Source organism: Candidatus Methylopumilus planktonicus (assembly GCF_006364715.1).
Lineage (GTDB): Bacteria > Pseudomonadota > Gammaproteobacteria > Burkholderiales > Methylophilaceae > Methylopumilus > Methylopumilus planktonicus_A.
The window spans coordinates 1223971-1242929 of record NZ_CP040984.1 but is presented as its reverse complement, the minus strand read 5'-3'; the positions used below and the strand labels follow the sequence as shown (position 1 = coordinate 1242929).

Below are 18959 nucleotides of genomic sequence, written 5' to 3'. Positions count from 1 at the left end.
AAATGATTAATGATCAACTTTTAAGTCAGGTTGTGGTGATTGATATCCAAGACAAGCTTGTGGATGTCATGCCCAAAAGTGAAATTAAAAAAGTCATTGATGCATCAAGCGTTCTCATTCAAGCAGCAAAAATTTTAGAAGTGCCTTGTTTTTATACGGAGCAATATCCGAAAGGCTTGGGATCAACAGTCAAAAAATTAAAAACATTACTACTCAATCCTGCCATTGAAAAAAAAGCATTCTCATGCCTTGATGAATCTAAATTTAAAAGTGCCTTGGTGAAATCAAGACCACAAATTATTTTATGTGGGTTAGAAACACATATTTGTATTTTACAAACAGCATTAGCTTTAAAAGCAGCAGGCAAAGAAGTGTTTGTGCTAGAAGATGCAACACTTTCAAGATCGAGCCTTCATCACCAAAATGCGATCGCGCGATTAAGATTAGAAGGTATTGTGGTAACTAATATAGAGTCGGTGATTTTTGAATGGTTGCGTGCGGCCGAAGGGGATCACTTTAAAATTATCGCAAAACTTATCAAATCATAGATTTAATTTTATTTAAGATTTTTAATGTAGCGCCCTGATGTGAATGCATCATTTCGCTGCATGCTTGCTTCATTTTTAATTGAGAAGATGATTTAAGCATTTGAGGTAAGACTTTTTCTAATTCATCCAATGTATGAATTCTCAATCCCGCACCAGTCCGGATGGCCTCATTCGATACATAATGAAAGTTATAAGTGTGAGGACCTAAAATCACTGGCACTTTCATCGCCATGGACTCAATGAGATTCTGTCCGCCATAAGGCAATATCGTGCCACCCATAAGCGCAATATTTGCTAAGGTGTAATAACTGTACATCTCACCCATAGAGTCGCCTAAAATAAATTGGTAAGGTTTGACTTTGATTTTTTTATCGCTGCGCTTAATAAAAGATGCACGATATTTTTTTAACAAGAGCTCAACTTCTTTAAAACGTTGCGGATGTCGCGGTACAAAAATTGTGACGAGATTTTTATATTGAAGTTTTAATAAGTGCTGCAAAATAATTTCTTCTTCATCTTGTCTTGAGCTCGCAATCAAAAGTACCGACTGATTTTTTAAATGCAAATGTTTTTTGAGTGCTGCACTTTGTTTATTTGTATCACGCGGAGGAGTCACATCAAATTTTAAATTGCCCATCACTTCAACGTTCTTCGCACCAAGCGCTTCAAAGCGTTTCGCATCATCCCTTGTTTGCGCTAGCACACCTTTTAGTTCTTGAAGGGATGGTTTCACAAGGAGTGAAATTCTTTTATAAAGTTGAAAAGATTTTTCAGATAATCGCGCATTCACTAAGTAAAGTGGAATGGATTTTTGAAAGGCTTGATGAGTTAAATTAAACCAAAGCTCTGTTTCAAGTAAGAGTGCCATTTCTGGTTTAAAGGTACTTAAAAATCTTTTTGTGGCATCGGGTGTATCGAAAGGAAGATAGATACGGCTAATTCGAGAATCTTTAATATCAATTGAAGTCGCTCTTCCTGTTGGTGTTCCATGTGTGATGAGTAAATAATGACGCGGATATTTTTTTAAAAAAAGTTTAATCAATGGAATTGCAGCTTTCGTTTCACCGACAGAAACAGCATGGATCCAAAGTATTTTTCGTGCGCCCCAGATTTTTTTTGTAGAAGCGCTATAAAAACCATAGCGTTCACCCCAATATTTTAGGTAGTCAGGCTGTCTAAAACCGCGGTAAATCAGCTTAAAGCAGGTGAATGGCAGAAGAAAATAAACTAAAAGGCTATAGAAAAAGCGAATCATGAGGATATTTTCGCATAAACCATCTTGATGAACTTGTGTTTAATTTATTTTTAAAGAAAGGTCTTGCTTAAGTTTTAAAAATTAACCTCGAAAAATAGGGGTTAACTTTTGCCCTAAATTTGTGCATAGATTTCAATTGACGGACTACTAGACCATGGATAATATGTCTACAAAACCACTATATATTGTGGTTTTAGGCAAAAATACCATGTAGCACCAAATTTAGTAAATATATTTAAATAAAGAATAATTCAGGGGAAATTCATGCTCAAAGCTGTTCGTCCAAAGTCCACATTAAGTGACCATCAAGACCACGAAATACCGATTCAAGATGTTTCACTAGATATCTGGGATAAAAAGTATCGTTTGAAATCAAAACAGGGCGAGCATGTTGATAAAAGTATTGATGATTCCTTTGTGCGTGTGGCTAGAGCTTTAGCAGATGTTGAAATTCCAGCTAAAAGAGAAGAATGGTATGAAAAATTCTTATGGGCATTAAGACGCGGCGCTATCCCAGCAGGTCGTATTACTTCGAATGCGGGGGCACTAGAACATAAGCCAGCGACCTCGACGATTAACTGTACGGTATCAGGCATCGTGGAAGACAGCATGTCTGGCATTTTAGATAAAGTGCATGAAGCAGGACTCACCTTAAAAGCAGGTTGCGGTATTGGCTATGAATTTTCAACCTTAAGACCGAAAGGTGCTTTTGTGGCAGGCGCAGGCGCTTATACAAGTGGCCCACTTTCATTTATGGATATCTACGACAAGATGTGTTTCACCGTATCATCTGCTGGTGGCCGACGTGGCGCGCAAATGGCAACTTTCGATATTGCCCACCCAGATGTCACTGACTTTATTAAAGCAAAACGTGAAAACGGTCGACTCCGTCAATTTAATCTTTCATGTTTGATCACTAAAGAATTTATGGAGGCGGTCAAGGCAGACAGTGATTGGAAAGTAGCATTCCCTGTCACGGAAAAAGAATCCATCGTTGATGGTTTAAATGTGAATGACGAAAGCCAAGTGGTTTGGAGAGAGTGGCCTGTTAAAGGTAAGTACCTCACTAAGGCGGAAGGTATTGACGCAGGTAAAGTTGCATGCCGCGTTTACAAAACTATTAAAGCAAGACGTTTGTGGGACATCATCATGTCATCAACTTACGATTTTGCTGAGCCTGGTTTTATTTTGATTGATCGCGTGAACGAAATGAACAATAACTGGTTCTGCGAAAACATTCGAGCCACCAACCCGTGTGGCGAGCAACCTCTCCCACCTTATGGTGCTTGTTTGTTAGGTTCTGTGAACCTAACAAAATTTGTTAAAAAACCTTTCACCGATGAAGCATTTTTTGATTGGGCGGAATATAAAGAAGTGATTGCGATCTTTACACGTATGTTAGATAACGTGGTTGAAATTAATGGCCTACCTTTAGAAGAGCAACGCAAAGAAATCATACGTAAACGTCGTCACGGTATGGGTTACTTAGGTTTAGGTTCATCACTCACGATGCTTAAAATGCAATATGGTGACGATGCTTCTTTAAAATTCACTGACGAAGTGAGCCGTATTTTGGCCGAGGTGGGTTGGGAAGCAGGGATTGATTTAGCCGATGAAAAAGGTGCCGCTCCCATTATGGAAGAAGAGTTTTTAGTGACTGCCGACATGCTAGCTAAGCGACCTGAGATGGCAGCCGATGGTATTAAAGTGGGCGCTAAAGTGAAAGGCAAGGTATTGCTCGGTAAATATAGTCGCTATATGCAGCAATTCCCTGAAGGCCTTCGTAATAAGATTGCTAAACAAGGTGTGCGTTTCACACACCATAGTTCAATTGCACCGACAGGCACAATTTCATTGTCTTTAGCTAATAATGCAAGTAACGGAATTGAACCTTCTTTTGCGCATCACTATAGTCGTAACGTGATTCGTGAAGGTAAGAAATCAAAAGAAAAAGTGGATGTCTACTCATACGAATTATTAGCGTATCGCGAATTGATTAATTCAAATGCGATGCCGTTCTCAGAAAAAGAAGATGAAAAATTACCAGATTACTTTTTAGATTCCTCAACGATTCAAGCGAAAGCGCACGTCGATATTCAAGCGGCTTCACAAAAGTGGATTGATAGTTCGATTTCTAAAACGATCAACGTGCCAACCGACTACGACTACGAAGACTTTAAAAATATTTATTTATACGCCTATGACAAAGGCCTTAAAGGTTGTACAACTTTTAGATTTAATCCTGAGGCTTTCCAAGGTGTTTTAGTGACGGAAAAAGACTTAGAGAACACCACGTATAAATTTACTTTGGACGATGGTTCTCAAGTTGAAGTGAAGGGTAACGAAGAGATTGAATATGATGGTGAGACCCATTCAGCAGCGAATCTTTACGATGCGTTAAAAGAAGGTTATTACGGTAAGTTCTAAGACTTAAGAAATTAAAGGAAAATAATGGCAATTAAAATTGAAAAAAAAATCGTAGGTTATAACGTTGTTTCTGAAGAAGATAAAGCGAATGCGCTAACTCAGAAAGAAAACCAAAATGTTGTGCAGCTAGGTGAGCCTCTAGGCCGTCCTGAAAAAATTACAGGCTCCACTTATAAAGTGAAAACACCTGTGACTGAGCACGCACTTTATATCACAATCAATGACATCATCATGAATGAAGGCACACCGCAAGAACACCGCAGGCCTTTTGAAATTTTTATCAACTCAAAAAATATGGATCACTTCCAATGGATTGTAGGTTTGACGCGTGTCATGTCTGCTGTATTCAGAAAAGGTGGCGATTTGACATTCTTGGTCGAAGAGCTTCATAGCGTATTTGATCCTAATGGCGGCTACTTTAAAAAAGGCGGTAAGTACGTGCCGAGTTTAGTGGCTGAAATTGGAGAAGTGGTTGAACAACATTTAATCGATATTGGTATGCTTAAAAAAGCTTTACCTGATGAACATCAAAAAAAATTGATGGAGGAAAAGCGTGCTGAATATATGGTAAAAAATTCTGAAGAAATGGACAGCACAGGATATCCAAAAGGCTCACAACTTTGTAGCAAATGCCAAACTAAAGCAGTCATCATGATGGATGGATGTCTCACATGCTTAAGTTGTGGCGACAGTAAATGTGGTTAAGTTTTGAATTTTTATGGAACTAAGCTTTCTAGTTCGTCATCTACTGTTTCCTAAGTTAAATTTTTTTCGTTATGTATCGATTTTTAACCCTACTATTTTTCATTCCTCAAATAGTGTTTGCAATGGCTTCAAGTGAGGTTACTTTTGCTGTTTCACCTTCAATCGTGAAGGTTCATGTGCTTGATTCTAAAGGGGGCCATGGAGTTGGTTCAGGCATTGTTGTAGCTGAAGATCAAGTTGCAACTAATTGTCATGTTATAGCTAACTCTCAAGGGGTACAAATTGCAAAATATGGTGAGCGATTTGCTCCTGTCAGCATGAAAGCAGACTGGCGCCATGATTTATGCATACTCCAATTTAAGTTTTTAAATATTAAACCGGTTGTTTTGGGTGACACTAAAAAACTCACATACGAGCAATCAGTTTTTTCAAAAAGTTATAGTGGCAATGCTGTTAAACCAGTTGTGTCGTATGGGCAAATTAAAGCTTTATATTCTCTCGATAATGAAAATATCATTCACTCCTCAACTGGCTTTGCTATGGGAGCTTCTGGCGGAGGGCTTTTCGACGACGAGGGGCAACTGATTGGAGTGACTACTTTTAAAAGCCCAGGACGCTTTGCTTATTTTTATAGTATTCCTGTGGAGTGGATAAAAAATTTATTGCAGCAAGGTAAAGATATAGAATTGACTGCTCAAACTGAATTGCCTTTCTGGGATGCGCCCTTAGATAAACGCCCTTATTTTATGCAAACTTATGATGCTGAGCGAGAGAAGCAATGGGGCCGTTTATTTGAGATTTCAAGCCTTTGGCTTAAAAGTGAACCTCAATCTCTCGAAGCAATTTTTACTAAAGCTTTATCTCAATTTGAGCTAAAAGATTATGTGGGAGCAAAGAAAGTATTAGACGAGGTTGTCAAGAAAAATTCTCGTCATGCACGTGCACAGTTTTACTTATTAAAGATTGCAAAAGTTAATAATGATACCAATCAAATTTTGGCGATTGAGACATTGTTAAGTCAGTTAGATGAATCCCTATTGCAGGAAGCACAATGAAACTAAGTTTTAAACAATTGATATTGTTAAGTATGTCATTTCTCATTTCAAGTTGTGGGAGCGTGAAGATACCTGAAGTAAATTTACCTATGCTGAACGGTGATTATCGTGAACTCTCGACTGCTCCTCTAGGGGCTTCTTTATATCAGTGTGAAAAAAATAAGAAGTTTTATATAAAAGCACTCGAGGGCGGAAAAGAGATGTGGATTACTTTCCCGAATCGTGAATTTGGTTTGAAACAAGTAGACGCCTTAAAAAATACTTATACCAATGAGTCGACCACATTAGAGATCAATGACCCTGAGACTTACATTAAAGAGGGTGATGTTTTAACCTATCAAAAATGTCAGGTACAAAAGTTAAAATAGCCACTTGCGCTTCATAAAAACGAGGCGTACATTAAAGCTTCATCACCATTTGATTTTTTAAGGGGGTCTTATGGATAATAAGTATGGTCTTGGAAGTGATAAAGTATCTGCGGAGATTCATGATCGCCACGAAAAGGCTTCAAGCTGTTTTAAGTGTAAGGCAACTCATTTGCAATATTGCCCGACCATGGAAGATCATCAATGCGTCGACTGCGGTGAGTGGCAAAATGATGCCCCTTTAAATTACTCCACAGGCCGCAGTTCAGATTACTAAAATTCACTTTAAACTCGCTTCGAATCAAGTAAAATAAGGGCTTCCGTTTTTCTATTAACCCCTTATTAAGCTTAGGATGAAGCATGTTAATTCAGTCAGAATTTGTTGATTTAAATACCCCTACAGGCATTATGCGTACTTATGTGCATAAGCCTCTCACGCATAAAAAGACCCCCGCAATTCTCTTTTATTCAGAAATTTTTCAGCAAACAGGTCCGATTGAACGTGCAGCCAAAATCATTGCGGGTCATGGATTCACTGTCTTAGTGCCTGAAGTCTTTCACGAGTTAAATCCGATTGGTACAGTCTTAGCTTATGACGACGCAGGACGTGATAAAGGTAATGCGGATAAGTCAGCAAAAGACGTTGAGGGTTATGACGCTGACAATCAAGCAATGATTGCATGGATCAAAAAACAACCTTGGTTTTCAGGTCATATCGGGGCTATGGGATTTTGTATCGGCGGGCACTTAGCTTATAGAGCAGCACTACAACCTGAAATTGAAGCCACCGCATGTTTTTATGCGACAGATTTACATACCAATGTGATTCCAAACAAACCTAATCAGCATTCCATGAATCGCTTAAAAGACATCAAGGGTGAGCTTCTAATGATTTGGGGCAAACAAGACAACCATATTCCAGAACAAGGTCGTAAAGTCGTTTATGAAAAAATGCTTGATGCTCAATTAGCATTTACGTGGCATGAGTTTAATGGCCAACATGCCTTTATGCGTGACGAAGGTGAGCGCTATGATCCTGAGTTGGCACTTTTAGGTTATGACTTAGCTTTAAAACTTTTCCAACGCAAACTTGCTTAAACGCAATCTGAGATCGACTCGAGCCAACGTTTACGGCGAAGCTTTTCATCGGTAGTTAATTCAATCGGCGTGTTTTTCTTTTCCAACGAAATTAAATGATCTGTCTCGTCTTTGTTCTGAGGCAATGTATTCAGCGAATCTGTATTATAATTTTGCATATAGCTTTTCCTTTTGGGATTGTATTTAACTCTATGGAATTGTGTTCCATTGAATTAGGACTCTAAATTTATTTAAAAATTCAATGTTTGACGAATAAAGCCATATCCATGAATCTTAAAATTAACGGTAATATAAAATCTTTTGATGACACTTCGATGACAATCGAAGGATTAGTCACACAACTTAATCTTTTAGGTAAGCGAATTGCAATCGAAAAGAACGGTATGATTATTTCAAAATCTGAATTCCAAAATATCTTGCTCCAAGATGGCGACCAATTAGAAATTGTTGGCGCAGTTGGTGGTGGTTAAGATGGCACAAAAAAAAGATTCACTTATCATCGCAGGTAAAAGTTACCAATCAAGACTATTGGTAGGTACTGGTAAATATAAAGATTTTCAGGAAACAAGACTCGCGATTGATGCGAGTGGTGCAGAAATTATTACAGTTGCGATTCGCCGAACTAATATTGGGCAAAATGAAGGCGAGCCATCCCTTCTTGATTTTGTACCACCCAATCATTTTACTTATCTTCCTAATACGGCAGGTTGTTATTCAGCCGATGATGCGGTGAGAACACTTCGTTTGGCCAGAGAATTATTAGATGGCCATACGCTTGTCAAGTTAGAAGTCTTAGGTGACCCTAAAACACTTTATCCCAATGTGATGGAAACTTTAAAAGCCGCAGAAGTTTTAATTAAAGAAGGTTTTGATGTGATGGTGTACACATCAGATGATCCGATTGTGGCAAAAGAACTTGAAAATATTGGTTGCTGTGCCATCATGCCTTTGGCTTCTCTCATTGGTTCTGGCATGGGCATTTTAAATCCATGGAATTTACAAATTATTATTGAACATGCAAAAGTCCCTGTTTTAGTAGACGCAGGTGTGGGTACCGCATCAGATGCTGCGATTGCGATGGAATTAGGTTGCGAAGGTGTCCTCATGAATACAGCCATTGCAAGTGCGAATGATCCAATCATGATGGCAGGTGCTATGAAAAAAGCCATTGAGGCTGGGCGCGAAGCATACCTTGCAGGACGAATGGCTAAGAAATTATATTCAGCATCTCCCACCTCCCCCACACAAGGCATGATTTCCTAATATTATGGGATCTTCAAAATTACATGCGATTCGTATTAATGTTGAAACTCATTTTGTAGAAGAAAAATCTAGCATTGAGCATAACCGTTATTTTTTCAATTACACCGTTACGATCAGCAATGATGGATTGATTCCAGCGCAGCTTGTGAGCCGTCATTGGATTATTACAGACGCTAATGAAGAATCTTTTGAAGTGAAAGGTTTAGGGGTAGTCGGTGAACAGCCTCTGATTCAACCGCATGAGTCGTATACTTATACAAGCGGGACTGAAATTAACACACCTGTAGGCTCCATGCACGGCAGTTATCAGATGGTGTCCGAAGATGGCACATCATTTGATGCAGAAATTCCTATGTTTATTTTATCGATGCCAAGGACGCTCCATTAAATGAGACATTTCATTATATTTTTACTTACTTTATTTCTTGTCTCATGCGTAGATGTTCCCAATAAGGGAGAAAAAGTTTCTGTTACAAAATCTAATTGTGATTGCCCAAAAATTAAAACAGAAAAAGAAGATTTAACAAAAATTCCTGATTACGGCCTTCTAAAGAAATCAGACTGGAGCACAATTGAATCCTCATTTGAAAATGACAATCTTTTACCTGCTTGGACGGCATGGCTTAGAAGCTGTTCTGCTTTAAAACAAAAAGATGCTTGGAAAAAAGTATGTGATCTTGCGGATGATATCAAAGAGCCAAGTGATGAAAATATACAAAACTATTTTAAAAACTATTTTAATGTTTATATCGCAAGTAATATCGATGGCTCTGAAACCGGCATGATCACTGGTTATTATCAGCCTATCTTAAAAGGTAGTAAGGTTAAAACGTCGCATTACAAAATCCCACTTTACACAACGCCCAAAGATTTGATTACTGTGGATCTAAGTGAAGTTTATCCAGAACTTAAATCAAAACGTTTGCGTGGGAAAGTAGTGGGAAACAAATTAGTCCCTTACTTATCAAGAGCCGAGATTGATGGGCAAGGCACCCCTTTGGCAGGTAATGAAATTGTTTGGGTAGAAGATCCTGTAGAGGCTTTCTTTTTAGAGATTCAAGGATCAGGCATTATTCACTTTGATAATGGAGAAACTATGCAAATTGGGTATGCCGATCAAAATGGCCATCCATTTAAAGCGATCGGTTCAGCACTCATTCAGAAAAAAGAAATCACTATGGCTGAAGCTTCGATGGAAGGTATCAAAAATTGGGCTAGAAAAAATATTGTGAAACTTAAAGTATTTTTAAATATGAATACTAGCTATGTGTTTTTTAGAAAATTACCAAATGATTTACCAGGTCCGATTGGCGCTTTAGGGGTATCGATTGAAGCTGAGCGAAGTGTTGCGATCGATCCTAAATTTATTCCATTAGGCGCGCCTATTTTCTTATCTACAACCCAACCTAATACCAATGATTCTCTCGATCGCTTAATGGTTGCTCAAGATACAGGTGGGGCAATTCGAGGCGGTGTTCGCGCAGATTTCTATTGGGGCACTGGGGAAGAGGCGGGAAGAAAAGCGGGATCGATGAAACAACAGGGAAAAATTTGGGCATTACTCCCTAAGGATTATGTATTCCCAATCGCGACGCAAGAATTTTCCATGAAACGCAATCGTATTGAGGAAGCTTCCAAATAAAAAAGGAAGCTAAGCTTCCTTTTTTATGTAACCGTAGTTAACGAACAATTACTTGTTCATTACGTACATAGTTACTTCAAAGCCAAAACGCATTTCTGTAGCTGCTGGAGTTGTCCACATAATATTTCTCCTATAAGGGTTAAACGATCTGCATTCAAGATGCATTGAAGGAACTATAGGCTGCATCAATATTAAATACACGGAACAGGTAATGAATTGGACCTCATGATTTTCATGATAGAGCCATGATATTGGTGACATTAAGATCTAAGGCTTTTGGTGTATCAATGAAGATAATAGGATCCATCGATCTCCAGACCAGGTAGATCGGCGTATCTGTAATTTTGAATTGATTGCGATCAATCATGTCACCATGGCTGTCATAGATTTTAGCTGTATAGATATCTTCAATATGATAAAAACTCTCTGGATTTAAAGTCTTATCATCTCGCGCCCATATGGCATGCATTTGTTCTTTCTCATTTTTGAAGTGATGAATTTCGAAAGATGCATCATGAAATAAAGAACCCAGATAAGTCATGCCCTCCATACGATCCACTAGAAAAAGAATACCTTCAGCATTCCTGTAAGGCACATATAGTTTTGAGAGTCGGCCAGAGGCAATCAGCAAAGAAATCGCTCGCAGGGTATAGGAAGTAATTTCATGACGCTTTAATTCAATCGTCCCATAAACGGTTTTGATATTAAAACTTTCAGCAATTCTTTGAATGAGCGCTAATTTTTTTATGAGATTGAATCTAAAAAGTTTACCTAATTTGGGGATTAAGAAATTTGAATAAATAAGCTCAGGCTCTTTATCCATTTCGTTGGTTAAATTAATCGTGTGAATATCCGGTAGTTGATATTTGTCTTTTAAGAGCTTAAATACCATGTCATTAAAGAAGGGGCTAAATGATGGAATAGATGGGCCTGCGACTTTAATCTTTTTAAGTCTCGCAATATTAAACGTCATGGTCCAAATATTTAAGAACATATGCAATGCTTTTTGAGTAAAGCTCGTCATTTCAATTTCTATGGATGCAATATGAGTTTGATAACCTAGCAAGGTAAGATCTAAAATCTCTCGCCATTGAAGATAGATATCTTCCTCATCAATCAGGACTAGCTTGAGATTAAATTTAATGTCATGCCCAATGAGGTCATCCATAAATGTTGCACTAAATTCACTGATACGATTGGATGGAATAAGAAGTGTCACGTCTCGAATTTTATGCTGACGACACATTTCAACAACACCTATGGGGTCTTCGATTAAATCTTCAATGGTGAGACTTAATCCAAAAAAGCGATTTGGAATTTTATGGTTCTTAGGAGGAATGTGCCCGTGATTGAAAAAAAGCTTGGGACTTAAAATAAGTAAAAAAGCATTCCTAAGAAATGCGTGATTGAAAAAAGAAAACTTTTTAAACATGGGCTCTATTATAACTTTAAGCGATTAAATTTTATGGATAAAAAAAGGGCGCTAAAAAAAGCGCCCTTGAGAAGTCACTACTTCCAGGATATTTTATTTATAGTAAGCCTGTTCGCCGTGTTCAGAGATGTCTAAGCCTTCACGCTCAGCATCGGGTTTTACACGTAAACCAATCGTCATATCGATCAGTTTCAATGCAACATAAGATACAGTTGCAGATAACACAATCGCTGTACCTACCCCCCATAATTGTGAGATGACTTGTGTATGCATATCAAACTCACCTACTTTATTTGCAACATAATCATAAACACCGGTACCACCTAGGGCTGGGCTTACGAATACGCCGGTCATAATTGCTCCAAAGATACCGCCCACACCGTGTATACCAAAAACATCAAGTGTGTCGTCGTAACCAAAAGCCTTTTTAACTTTAGATACAAAGAATAAGCAGATCGGAGATACACCTGCACCGATAATAAGCGCACCTATTGGACCTACAAATCCGCATGCTGGAGTAATTGCTACAAGACCAGCGACTGCGCCTGATGCTGCACCCAACATAGATGGTTTTGATTTTAAGATCCATTCAAATGCGATCCAAGAAAGTGTTGCGGCTGCAGTAGCAAGCATTGTATTTACGAAAGCTAACGCTGCTAATCCTGTCGCTTCAAGATTTGAACCTGCATTGAAACCGAACCAACCCACCCATAGTAAAGATGCACCAACCATCGTGAGTGTAAGACTGTGAGGAGGCATGGCTTCTTTGCCATACCCAATTCTTTTACCCACCATGATGGCAGCTACAAGCGCTGCGATACCCGCATTAATATGAACGACTGTGCCACCTGCGAAATCTAGCGCACCTTTAGCCCATAACCAGCCTGCATTTCCAATCACAGTTTCTAATGATTTAGCATCAGTGATTGCATCTGGACCGTCCCAATACCAAACCATGTGAGCCATCGGTAAGTAAGCAAATGTAAACCAGATGATTAAGAATAAAAGTATCGCTGAAAATTTCATACGCTCAGCAAATGCACCAATAATTAAAGCTGGCGTAATAGCCGCAAAAGTTAATTGGAAAGCTACAAAGATAAACTCAGGAATCACAACGCCTTTGCTAAAAGTAGCGCCCACTGAATCTGGTGTAATGCCGCTTAAGAATAATTTACTAAAGCCACCAAAGAATGGACTCCCACCTGTAAATGCAACGCTGTAACCGTAGATAGCCCATAAAACAGCCATGAGTGAAAATACAACGAAAGTTTGCATCAATACAGAGAGCATATTTTTAGAGCGAACTAAGCCACCATAAAAGAGTGCTAAGCCCGGAATCACCATTAAAGTCACGAGAGCCGTAGCAACGATCATCCATGCAGTGTCACCCTTGTTAGGTGTGGGTGCAGGAGGCTCGTCATTTGCTTCAGCAAGTTTTTCAGCTGGCGCTGCATCTGCAACTAAAGTGACAGCATCGCTAGCTTTTGCTGAAGTTACTTCATCAGCAAAACTCATACTCGTCATACCTAAAAAGTTTAGGCATAAAAAGCTAATTAGTGCGAAAGTTGATAATAATTTTTTCATAATTTTAGTCCTCTGATTAAAGAGCGTCCTCTCCGGCTTCACCAGTTCGTATGCGATAAACTTCTTCAAGTTCCATCACAAAAATTTTGCCGTCACCAATTTTGCCGGTGAGTGCCGATTTTTGAATCGCTTCGACTGCACGTTTGAGTAATTTATTTGGGATGGCTGCTTCGATTTTTACTTTAGGTAAAAAGTCGATGACATATTCGGCGCCGCGATAAAGTTCCGTATGGCCTTTTTGACGACCAAAACCTTTGACTTCGGTCACTGTGATTCCTTGAACTCCAATAGAGGAGAGAGCTTCACGAACTTCATCTAGCTTAAATGGCTTGATGATTGCTGTTACAAATTTCATGTTAATTCCCCTTAAGGTTTAAAAAAATTAAGAAAGGGCCTTGGCCTTAGGCTCTTATCTTAACAATTACTTCTAGAACGTTTTTTGTACAAATACTGTACCGGTGCTGTCACCAATATTTCGTCCAGCAAATGTCCATGCAACATCTTTGGTGTTTGCATAAGTCCAGTAGCCTCCAACGTTAACCCCATTCAAAGCACCTTCGCTAAATGACTTTTGAAGGCCTAATTTGTAGTCAGTGTAAGATGCTGCATCGTTTGGCGAGCCAGCATTAAAGTCTTGACGAGCTATGTGAGCAATGCCTGTAATACCTGATGCAGCACCATCTTTTGCACCAATTAAGTCGCTTACAGGAATTGTTGCATTAAGTTCTGCGTAGTAAGTGCCGTGCGCATTTTTCGCACCAGGAAGCGCATTTGGATAATTACCGATTGTCCAAGCGCCAGGCGAAACTACTGTTGATATTTTTGCTTGGACCCAGCCATAACTTAGAGCACCGTAAAGTTCTGTAGTATTAGCTTTAGCGAAATTAGCTGAATCGCGGCTACCTGGGTAAACATATTGAAGAGCACCTAAATCAATACCCACACCAGAACCAAATGTGTAACGATAGCCACCATATAAATCCAGCTCAACACGGCCACCACTTGTGTAAGCTGGAACCGCAATAGCTGGATCAGTGCCATAATTGTCTCTTAACCAGCTGATGTTGGTTGCCCAAGCACCAAGATAAAACCCGCTTGAGTGAGTTAAATCAACACCACCTTGAACGGCTGGGCCACGATCTGTTTGTGTTAAACCACGGAAAATGTATTGGCTATAAAGACCAACGTTATATGCAACTGTAAGGCCAGGTGCAGAATCGGCAGCAAATACGAACGAAGGTGCTGCAAGAGCCCCTAATACTGCTGTTGTAATAAGCGATTTACGCATTTTAAAACTCCTTTGAGTAAAAATTTCCTGAAAAATAATGTGACTAAATTATTGTTATATTCACACAATAATATAAGCAATTACTGTGCCAACTCACTTATTATATTAAAATCAATGAGTTAGTAAATACCGCGATAGATAGCATTAGGATGGTATGCACTTAATGTGAGTTTAAATCTGATAAACTCTTGAATCATAAGGAAATTTACCATGTTAAATAACGAAAAATTAAACGAAATATCTAATAAAATCAGAGAGATAGTGAAAGATTCGCCTTTGCCTGATATTGAAAAGAATATCGATGCACTATTAAAGGGCATGTTCACTAAAATGGAGCTTGTCACTCGAGAAGAGTTTGATGTTCAAACGGAAGTCTTAAAACGTACCCGTCAAAAATTAGAAGAGCTAGAAAAGAAACTGTCCGAGATTGAAGCGCGTAAAAAATAATGACCTTTTGGGTTCTTGCTACACTCTATGCAAAACAAATATGCGTAACACATCTTTAAAAACTTAATGTCACAGGATTTCATGACTGATCAAGAAAAAATATTAAGAAAGCTTTTGGCTGAGCGAATTCTATTTATGGATGGTGCCATGGGGACCATGATTCAACAACATAAACTCACGGAAGAGGATTATCGCGGGGGTAGTGATGGTCGTTTTGCAAAATTTTCAGCGCCAAAAGGACAGCGAGAATTATTTCTTAAAGGCAATAATGAGCTATTAAGTCTCACTCAACCTCAAATCATTCAAAGTATTCACGAAGCTTATTTAGAAGCAGGCTCTGACATCATTGAAACTAATACTTTTGGTGCAACAGAAATAGCGCAAGACGATTATTCAATGTCAGATTTAGCCTATGAAATGAATGTGGCGTCAGCCAAATTAGCTCGCCAGGCGGTGGAAAAATTTTCAACTAAAGATAAACCAAGATTTGTAGCAGGTGCTGTTGGCCCTACCCCTAAAACTGCATCGATCTCACCCGATGTAAATGATCCTGGAGTGCGTAATATTACATTTGAAGAATTAAAAAATAGTTATTTCAATCAAGTGAAAGCTTTGGTTGAAGGCGGCGTTGACATTCTTCTTGTTGAAACGATTTTTGATACCTTGAATTGCAAAGCTGCTCTTTTTGCAATCGAAACATATTTTGAAGAAAACAAATTACGTTTGCCGATTATGTTATCTGGCACAGTAACAGATGCCTCAGGTCGTATTTTATCAGGACAAACAGTGGAAGCTTTTTGGAATTCAGTGCGACATGCAAAGCCTTTGACGATCGGTTTAAACTGCGCGTTAGGGGCGGCACTCATGCGACCATACGCTGAAGAATTGTCTAAAATTGCAGACACATATACTTGTATTTATCCCAATGCAGGCTTACCTAATCCGATGTCAGATACAGGTTTTGATGAAACCCCCAAGGATACTTCATCCTTACTTAAAGATTTTGCGATGAGTGGTTTTGTCAATATTGCAGGAGGATGTTGCGGTACAACGCCTCAGCATATCAAGGCAATTGTGGATGAAATACAAAATATCAAACCTCGCGAAATTCCAAACGTGGAAACTGTGACCAGACTTTCAGGGCTCGAATCATTCTTAATTAGAGATGATTCCTTATTTGTGAATGTGGGTGAACGAACGAATGTGACAGGCTCAAAAGTATTTGCAAATTTAATTATTAATGAAAAATATGATGAGGCGCTATCAGTAGCGCGACACCAAGTTGAAAATGGCGCACAAATCATTGATATCAATATGGATGAGGGCATGCTTGATGCACTCAAAGCCATGAAGTATTTTTTAAATTTGGTCGCCTCTGAACCTGACATAGCTAGGATTCCCATCATGATTGATTCATCCAAGTGGGAAGTCATTGAAGCAGGATTACGTTGTGTACAAGGTAAAGCAATTGTTAATTCAATTTCACTAAAAGAAGGTGAGACTGAATTTATTCGTCAAGCACAATTATGCCAACGCTACGGTGCGGCAGTGATCGTTATGGCATTTGATGAAAAGGGTCAGGCTGATACATACCAAAGAAAAATAGAAATTTGTAAACGTGGTTATGACTTATTAACATCAAAGATACATTTTCTTCCTGAGGATATAATTTTTGATCCCAATATCTTCGCTGTTGCAACAGGCATTGAGGAACATAATAATTATGCTGTTGATTTTATTAACGCTACGAGATGGATTAAAGAAAATCTCCCACATGCAAAAATTTCAGGCGGTGTATCTAACGTCAGTTTTAGCTTTAGAGGTAATGATGCAGCTCGTGAGGCGATTCACACAGTCTTCTTATATCATGCAATCAAAGCTGGATTATCCATGGGGATTGTCAATGCAGGCATGATGGGTGTCTATGACGATCTAGATCCTGAACTTAAAGAGCGTGTTGAGGACGTTGTGCTTAATCGAAGACCCGATGCTACAGATAGAATGATCGAAATTGCCGGTACCTTAAAAGGGGGTAAAAAAGAAGTTCAAACACTCAACTGGCGAGGGACAGATACTGAACCAATGAGCAACCATAAAAGACTTGAATATGCGCTGGTCCACGGCATTACAGATTTTATTTTAGAGGATACTGAAGAAGCGCGATTAGAAACGATGCAAAAAGAAGGGCGACCTATTCATGTCATTGAAGGTCCATTGATGGATGGTATGAATGTGGTTGGTGATTTGTTTGCCCAAGGTAAAATGTTTTTACCGCAAGTGGTTAAATCCGCGCGAGTGATGAAGCAAGCTGTCGCTCATTTAGTGCCTTTTATTGAAGAAGAAAAAAAATTAGAAGAAAAAAGAACTGGTGTCGTTTCAAAACCTAAAGGCAAGATGCTCATTGCCACAGTGAAAGGTGACGTGCATGACATCGGTAAAAATATTGTATCAGTAGTTTTGCAATGCAATAACTTCGAAGTCATCAATATGGGTGTGATGGTGCCATGTACGGAAATTTTAGAGATGGCTAAAAAAGAGAATGTTGACATTATTGGTTTGTCTGGACTTATTACGCCATCATTGGAAGAAATGACACATGTCGCAAAAGAAATGCAGCGAGACCCTCACTTTAGAGGGTTAAAAACGCCACTTCTTATCGGGGGTGCTACAACCTCACGTGCTCACACCGCGGTGAAGATTGCGCCTCATTATGATGGCCCAGTCATTTACGTGCCTGATGCATCAAGATCTGTAGCAATCATGCAATCTCTTTTAACGCCTGAACAAAAAGATCAATACATTCTTGATATTGAAAAAGATTACGCGCGCGCGCGCGAACAACATGCTAATAAAAAAGGTGTGAAATTATTATCGCTTGAAGAAGCAAGACTTAATAAATCAAAACTTCAATTTGATAAAACATATACACCTAAAGTACCAAAATTTATTGGTAAACGTGCATTTAAAAATATTGATCTCAATTTAATTGCACCTTATATCGATTGGAGCCCATTCTTTCAGACTTGGGATTTGGTTGGCTTTTATCCAGCGATATTAAATGACCCTGTTGTGGGAAAAAGTGCGACACAAGTTTTTAATGAAGCACAAGCTATGCTCACAAAACTTATCAACAACCGTGCACTAGTTGCCAATGGCGTAGTGGCTTTTTATCCAGCGAATAGTATCGATGATGATATAGAAATCTATGAAGATGAGTCACGAACTAAAACTTTATTTACATATTATGGCTTAAGGCAACAATCTGAAAAACCAAAAGTGGATAATATACAAAAACCTAATCAATGCTTATCTGATTTTGTTGCACCTAAATCGTCTGGCATTAACGATTTCATCGGTGTCTTTGCTGTGACGAGTGGATTAGGCATGGAAAAATATGAAAAAGAATTTCAAAGTAAAAGTGATGATTACAGTAGCATCATGTTTAAATCTCTAGCTGACCGTTTAGCTGAAGCATTTGCTGAGTATATGCATGAGCGAGTAAGAAAAGATTTGTGGGGTTATGCAGCAGAAGAAAATTTAGATAAAGAAGGCCTTATTAAAGAAGCTTATAAGGGTATTCGTCCTGCACCTGGTTATCCTTCATGTCCGGATCATACGGTTAAAAAAGACATTTTTACGCATCTAAGATTAGATGAAATCGATATGCATCTTACCGATTCATTCGCGATGACACCTGCTGCTTCCGTGTCAGGTTTTTATTTTGCACATCCAGAAGCGCAATATTTTAGCGTTGATAAAATTGGGGATGACCAATTAAAAGATATGGCTAAGCGTCGAGATGTATCGATTGAATATTTAAAAAAATGGTTGGCACCTAATTTATCATAAA

20 protein-coding genes are annotated in these 18959 nt (G+C 38.7%); 13 read left to right on the top strand and 7 right to left on the bottom strand.

The window, feature by feature from the left end:
- Positions 1-2 precede the first annotated feature (2 nt).
- Positions 3-548, top strand: coding sequence for an isochorismatase family protein (locus tag FIT63_RS06510; RefSeq protein ID WP_140007083.1), 546 nt, complete (start codon positions 3-5; stop codon positions 546-548).
- Here FIT63_RS06510 and FIT63_RS06505 read toward each other — a convergent pair.
- Positions 538-1803: a 3-deoxy-D-manno-octulosonic acid transferase gene (locus FIT63_RS06505; RefSeq protein WP_140007082.1), complete on the bottom strand. Its 1266-nt coding sequence runs from the start codon at positions 1801-1803 to the stop codon at positions 538-540. The genes FIT63_RS06510 and FIT63_RS06505 overlap by 11 nt on opposite strands.
- Positions 1804-2067: 264 nt before the next feature.
- On the opposite strand from FIT63_RS06505, the gene FIT63_RS06500 reads away from it, so the two are divergent.
- The 6 genes from FIT63_RS06500 to FIT63_RS06475 all read left to right on the top strand — a co-directional run bounded on the left by FIT63_RS06500 (position 2068) and on the right by FIT63_RS06475 (position 7453).
- Positions 2068-4230, top strand: a complete 2163-nt coding sequence (locus FIT63_RS06500; protein WP_140007081.1) for an adenosylcobalamin-dependent ribonucleoside-diphosphate reductase — start codon at positions 2068-2070, stop codon at positions 4228-4230.
- Positions 4231-4254: 24 nt separating this feature from the next.
- Positions 4255-4935: a TSCPD domain-containing protein gene (locus tag FIT63_RS06495; protein ID WP_140007080.1), complete on the top strand. Its 681-nt coding sequence runs from the start codon at positions 4255-4257 to the stop codon at positions 4933-4935.
- Positions 4936-5057: 122 nt separating this feature from the next.
- Positions 5058-5990, top strand: coding sequence for a S1 family peptidase (locus FIT63_RS06490; protein WP_189342296.1), 933 nt, complete (start codon positions 5058-5060; stop codon positions 5988-5990).
- Positions 5987-6358 (top strand): hypothetical protein, encoded by a 372-nt coding sequence (locus FIT63_RS06485; protein WP_223260410.1) that lies wholly within the window; start codon positions 5987-5989, stop codon positions 6356-6358. Before FIT63_RS06490 ends, FIT63_RS06485 begins: the two co-directional genes overlap by 4 nt.
- Before the next feature lie 70 nt (positions 6359-6428).
- Positions 6429-6632 carry a hypothetical protein gene (locus FIT63_RS06480; RefSeq protein ID WP_140007077.1) on the top strand — a complete coding sequence of 68 codons (204 nt, stop codon included), beginning with the start codon at positions 6429-6431 and terminating at the stop codon, positions 6630-6632.
- A gap of 83 nt (positions 6633-6715) precedes the next feature.
- Positions 6716-7453, top strand: a complete 738-nt coding sequence (locus tag FIT63_RS06475; RefSeq protein ID WP_140007076.1) for a dienelactone hydrolase family protein — start codon at positions 6716-6718, stop codon at positions 7451-7453.
- Here FIT63_RS06475 and FIT63_RS06860 read toward each other — a convergent pair.
- Positions 7450-7611: a hypothetical protein gene (locus tag FIT63_RS06860; protein WP_189342295.1), complete on the bottom strand. Its 162-nt coding sequence runs from the start codon at positions 7609-7611 to the stop codon at positions 7450-7452. The two genes, FIT63_RS06475 and FIT63_RS06860, sit on opposite strands and share 4 nt — an antisense overlap.
- Before the next feature lie 108 nt (positions 7612-7719).
- On the opposite strand from FIT63_RS06860, the gene thiS reads away from it, so the two are divergent.
- Genes thiS through mltA form a run of 4 tightly spaced genes read left to right on the top strand, consistent with a single transcriptional unit; the run spans position 7720 to position 10358 of the window.
- Positions 7720-7923 carry a sulfur carrier protein ThiS gene (gene thiS, locus FIT63_RS06470; protein ID WP_140007075.1) on the top strand — a complete coding sequence of 68 codons (204 nt, stop codon included), beginning with the start codon at positions 7720-7722 and terminating at the stop codon, positions 7921-7923.
- A gap of 1 nt (position 7924) precedes the next feature.
- The gene (locus FIT63_RS06465; RefSeq protein WP_140007074.1) at positions 7925-8716 is read left to right on the top strand and encodes a thiazole synthase; all 792 of its coding nucleotides are present in this window, start codon (positions 7925-7927) and stop codon (positions 8714-8716) included.
- Positions 8717-8720: 4 nt separating this feature from the next.
- Positions 8721-9104 carry a Co2+/Mg2+ efflux protein ApaG gene (gene apaG / locus FIT63_RS06460; RefSeq protein WP_046489013.1) on the top strand — a complete coding sequence of 128 codons (384 nt, stop codon included), beginning with the start codon at positions 8721-8723 and terminating at the stop codon, positions 9102-9104.
- Positions 9105-10358, top strand: coding sequence for a murein transglycosylase A (mltA, locus tag FIT63_RS06455; protein WP_140007073.1), 1254 nt, complete (start codon positions 9105-9107; stop codon positions 10356-10358).
- Positions 10359-10406: 48 nt separating this feature from the next.
- Here the strand turns inward: mltA and pqqA are convergent, their stop codons facing one another.
- The 5 genes from pqqA to FIT63_RS06430 all read right to left on the bottom strand — a co-directional run bounded on the left by pqqA (position 10407) and on the right by FIT63_RS06430 (position 14662).
- Positions 10407-10478: a pyrroloquinoline quinone precursor peptide PqqA gene (pqqA, locus tag FIT63_RS06450; protein WP_012777389.1), complete on the bottom strand. Its 72-nt coding sequence runs from the start codon at positions 10476-10478 to the stop codon at positions 10407-10409.
- A 112-nt stretch (positions 10479-10590) separates the two neighbouring features.
- Entirely contained in the window at positions 10591-11790 is a 1200-nt protein-coding gene (locus tag FIT63_RS06445) for a hypothetical protein (protein WP_140007072.1), read from the bottom strand.
- Between the two features lie 93 nt (positions 11791-11883).
- Positions 11884-13374 (bottom strand): ammonium transporter, encoded by a 1491-nt coding sequence (locus FIT63_RS06440; protein WP_140007071.1) that lies wholly within the window; start codon positions 13372-13374, stop codon positions 11884-11886.
- A 16-nt stretch (positions 13375-13390) separates the two neighbouring features.
- Positions 13391-13729 carry a P-II family nitrogen regulator gene (locus FIT63_RS06435; RefSeq protein WP_046489006.1) on the bottom strand — a complete coding sequence of 113 codons (339 nt, stop codon included), beginning with the start codon at positions 13727-13729 and terminating at the stop codon, positions 13391-13393.
- A gap of 72 nt (positions 13730-13801) precedes the next feature.
- Positions 13802-14662: a TorF family putative porin gene (locus tag FIT63_RS06430; RefSeq protein ID WP_140007070.1), complete on the bottom strand. Its 861-nt coding sequence runs from the start codon at positions 14660-14662 to the stop codon at positions 13802-13804.
- 210 nt (positions 14663-14872) lie between these two features.
- On the opposite strand from FIT63_RS06430, the gene FIT63_RS06425 reads away from it, so the two are divergent.
- Positions 14873-15109, top strand: coding sequence for an accessory factor UbiK family protein (locus FIT63_RS06425; protein ID WP_139868619.1), 237 nt, complete (start codon positions 14873-14875; stop codon positions 15107-15109).
- Positions 15110-15190: 81 nt separating this feature from the next.
- Complete coding sequence (gene metH / locus FIT63_RS06420; RefSeq protein WP_420886437.1) at positions 15191-18958, top strand: methionine synthase; 3768 nt, start codon at positions 15191-15193, stop codon at positions 18956-18958.
- Position 18959: the final 1 nt, after the last annotated feature.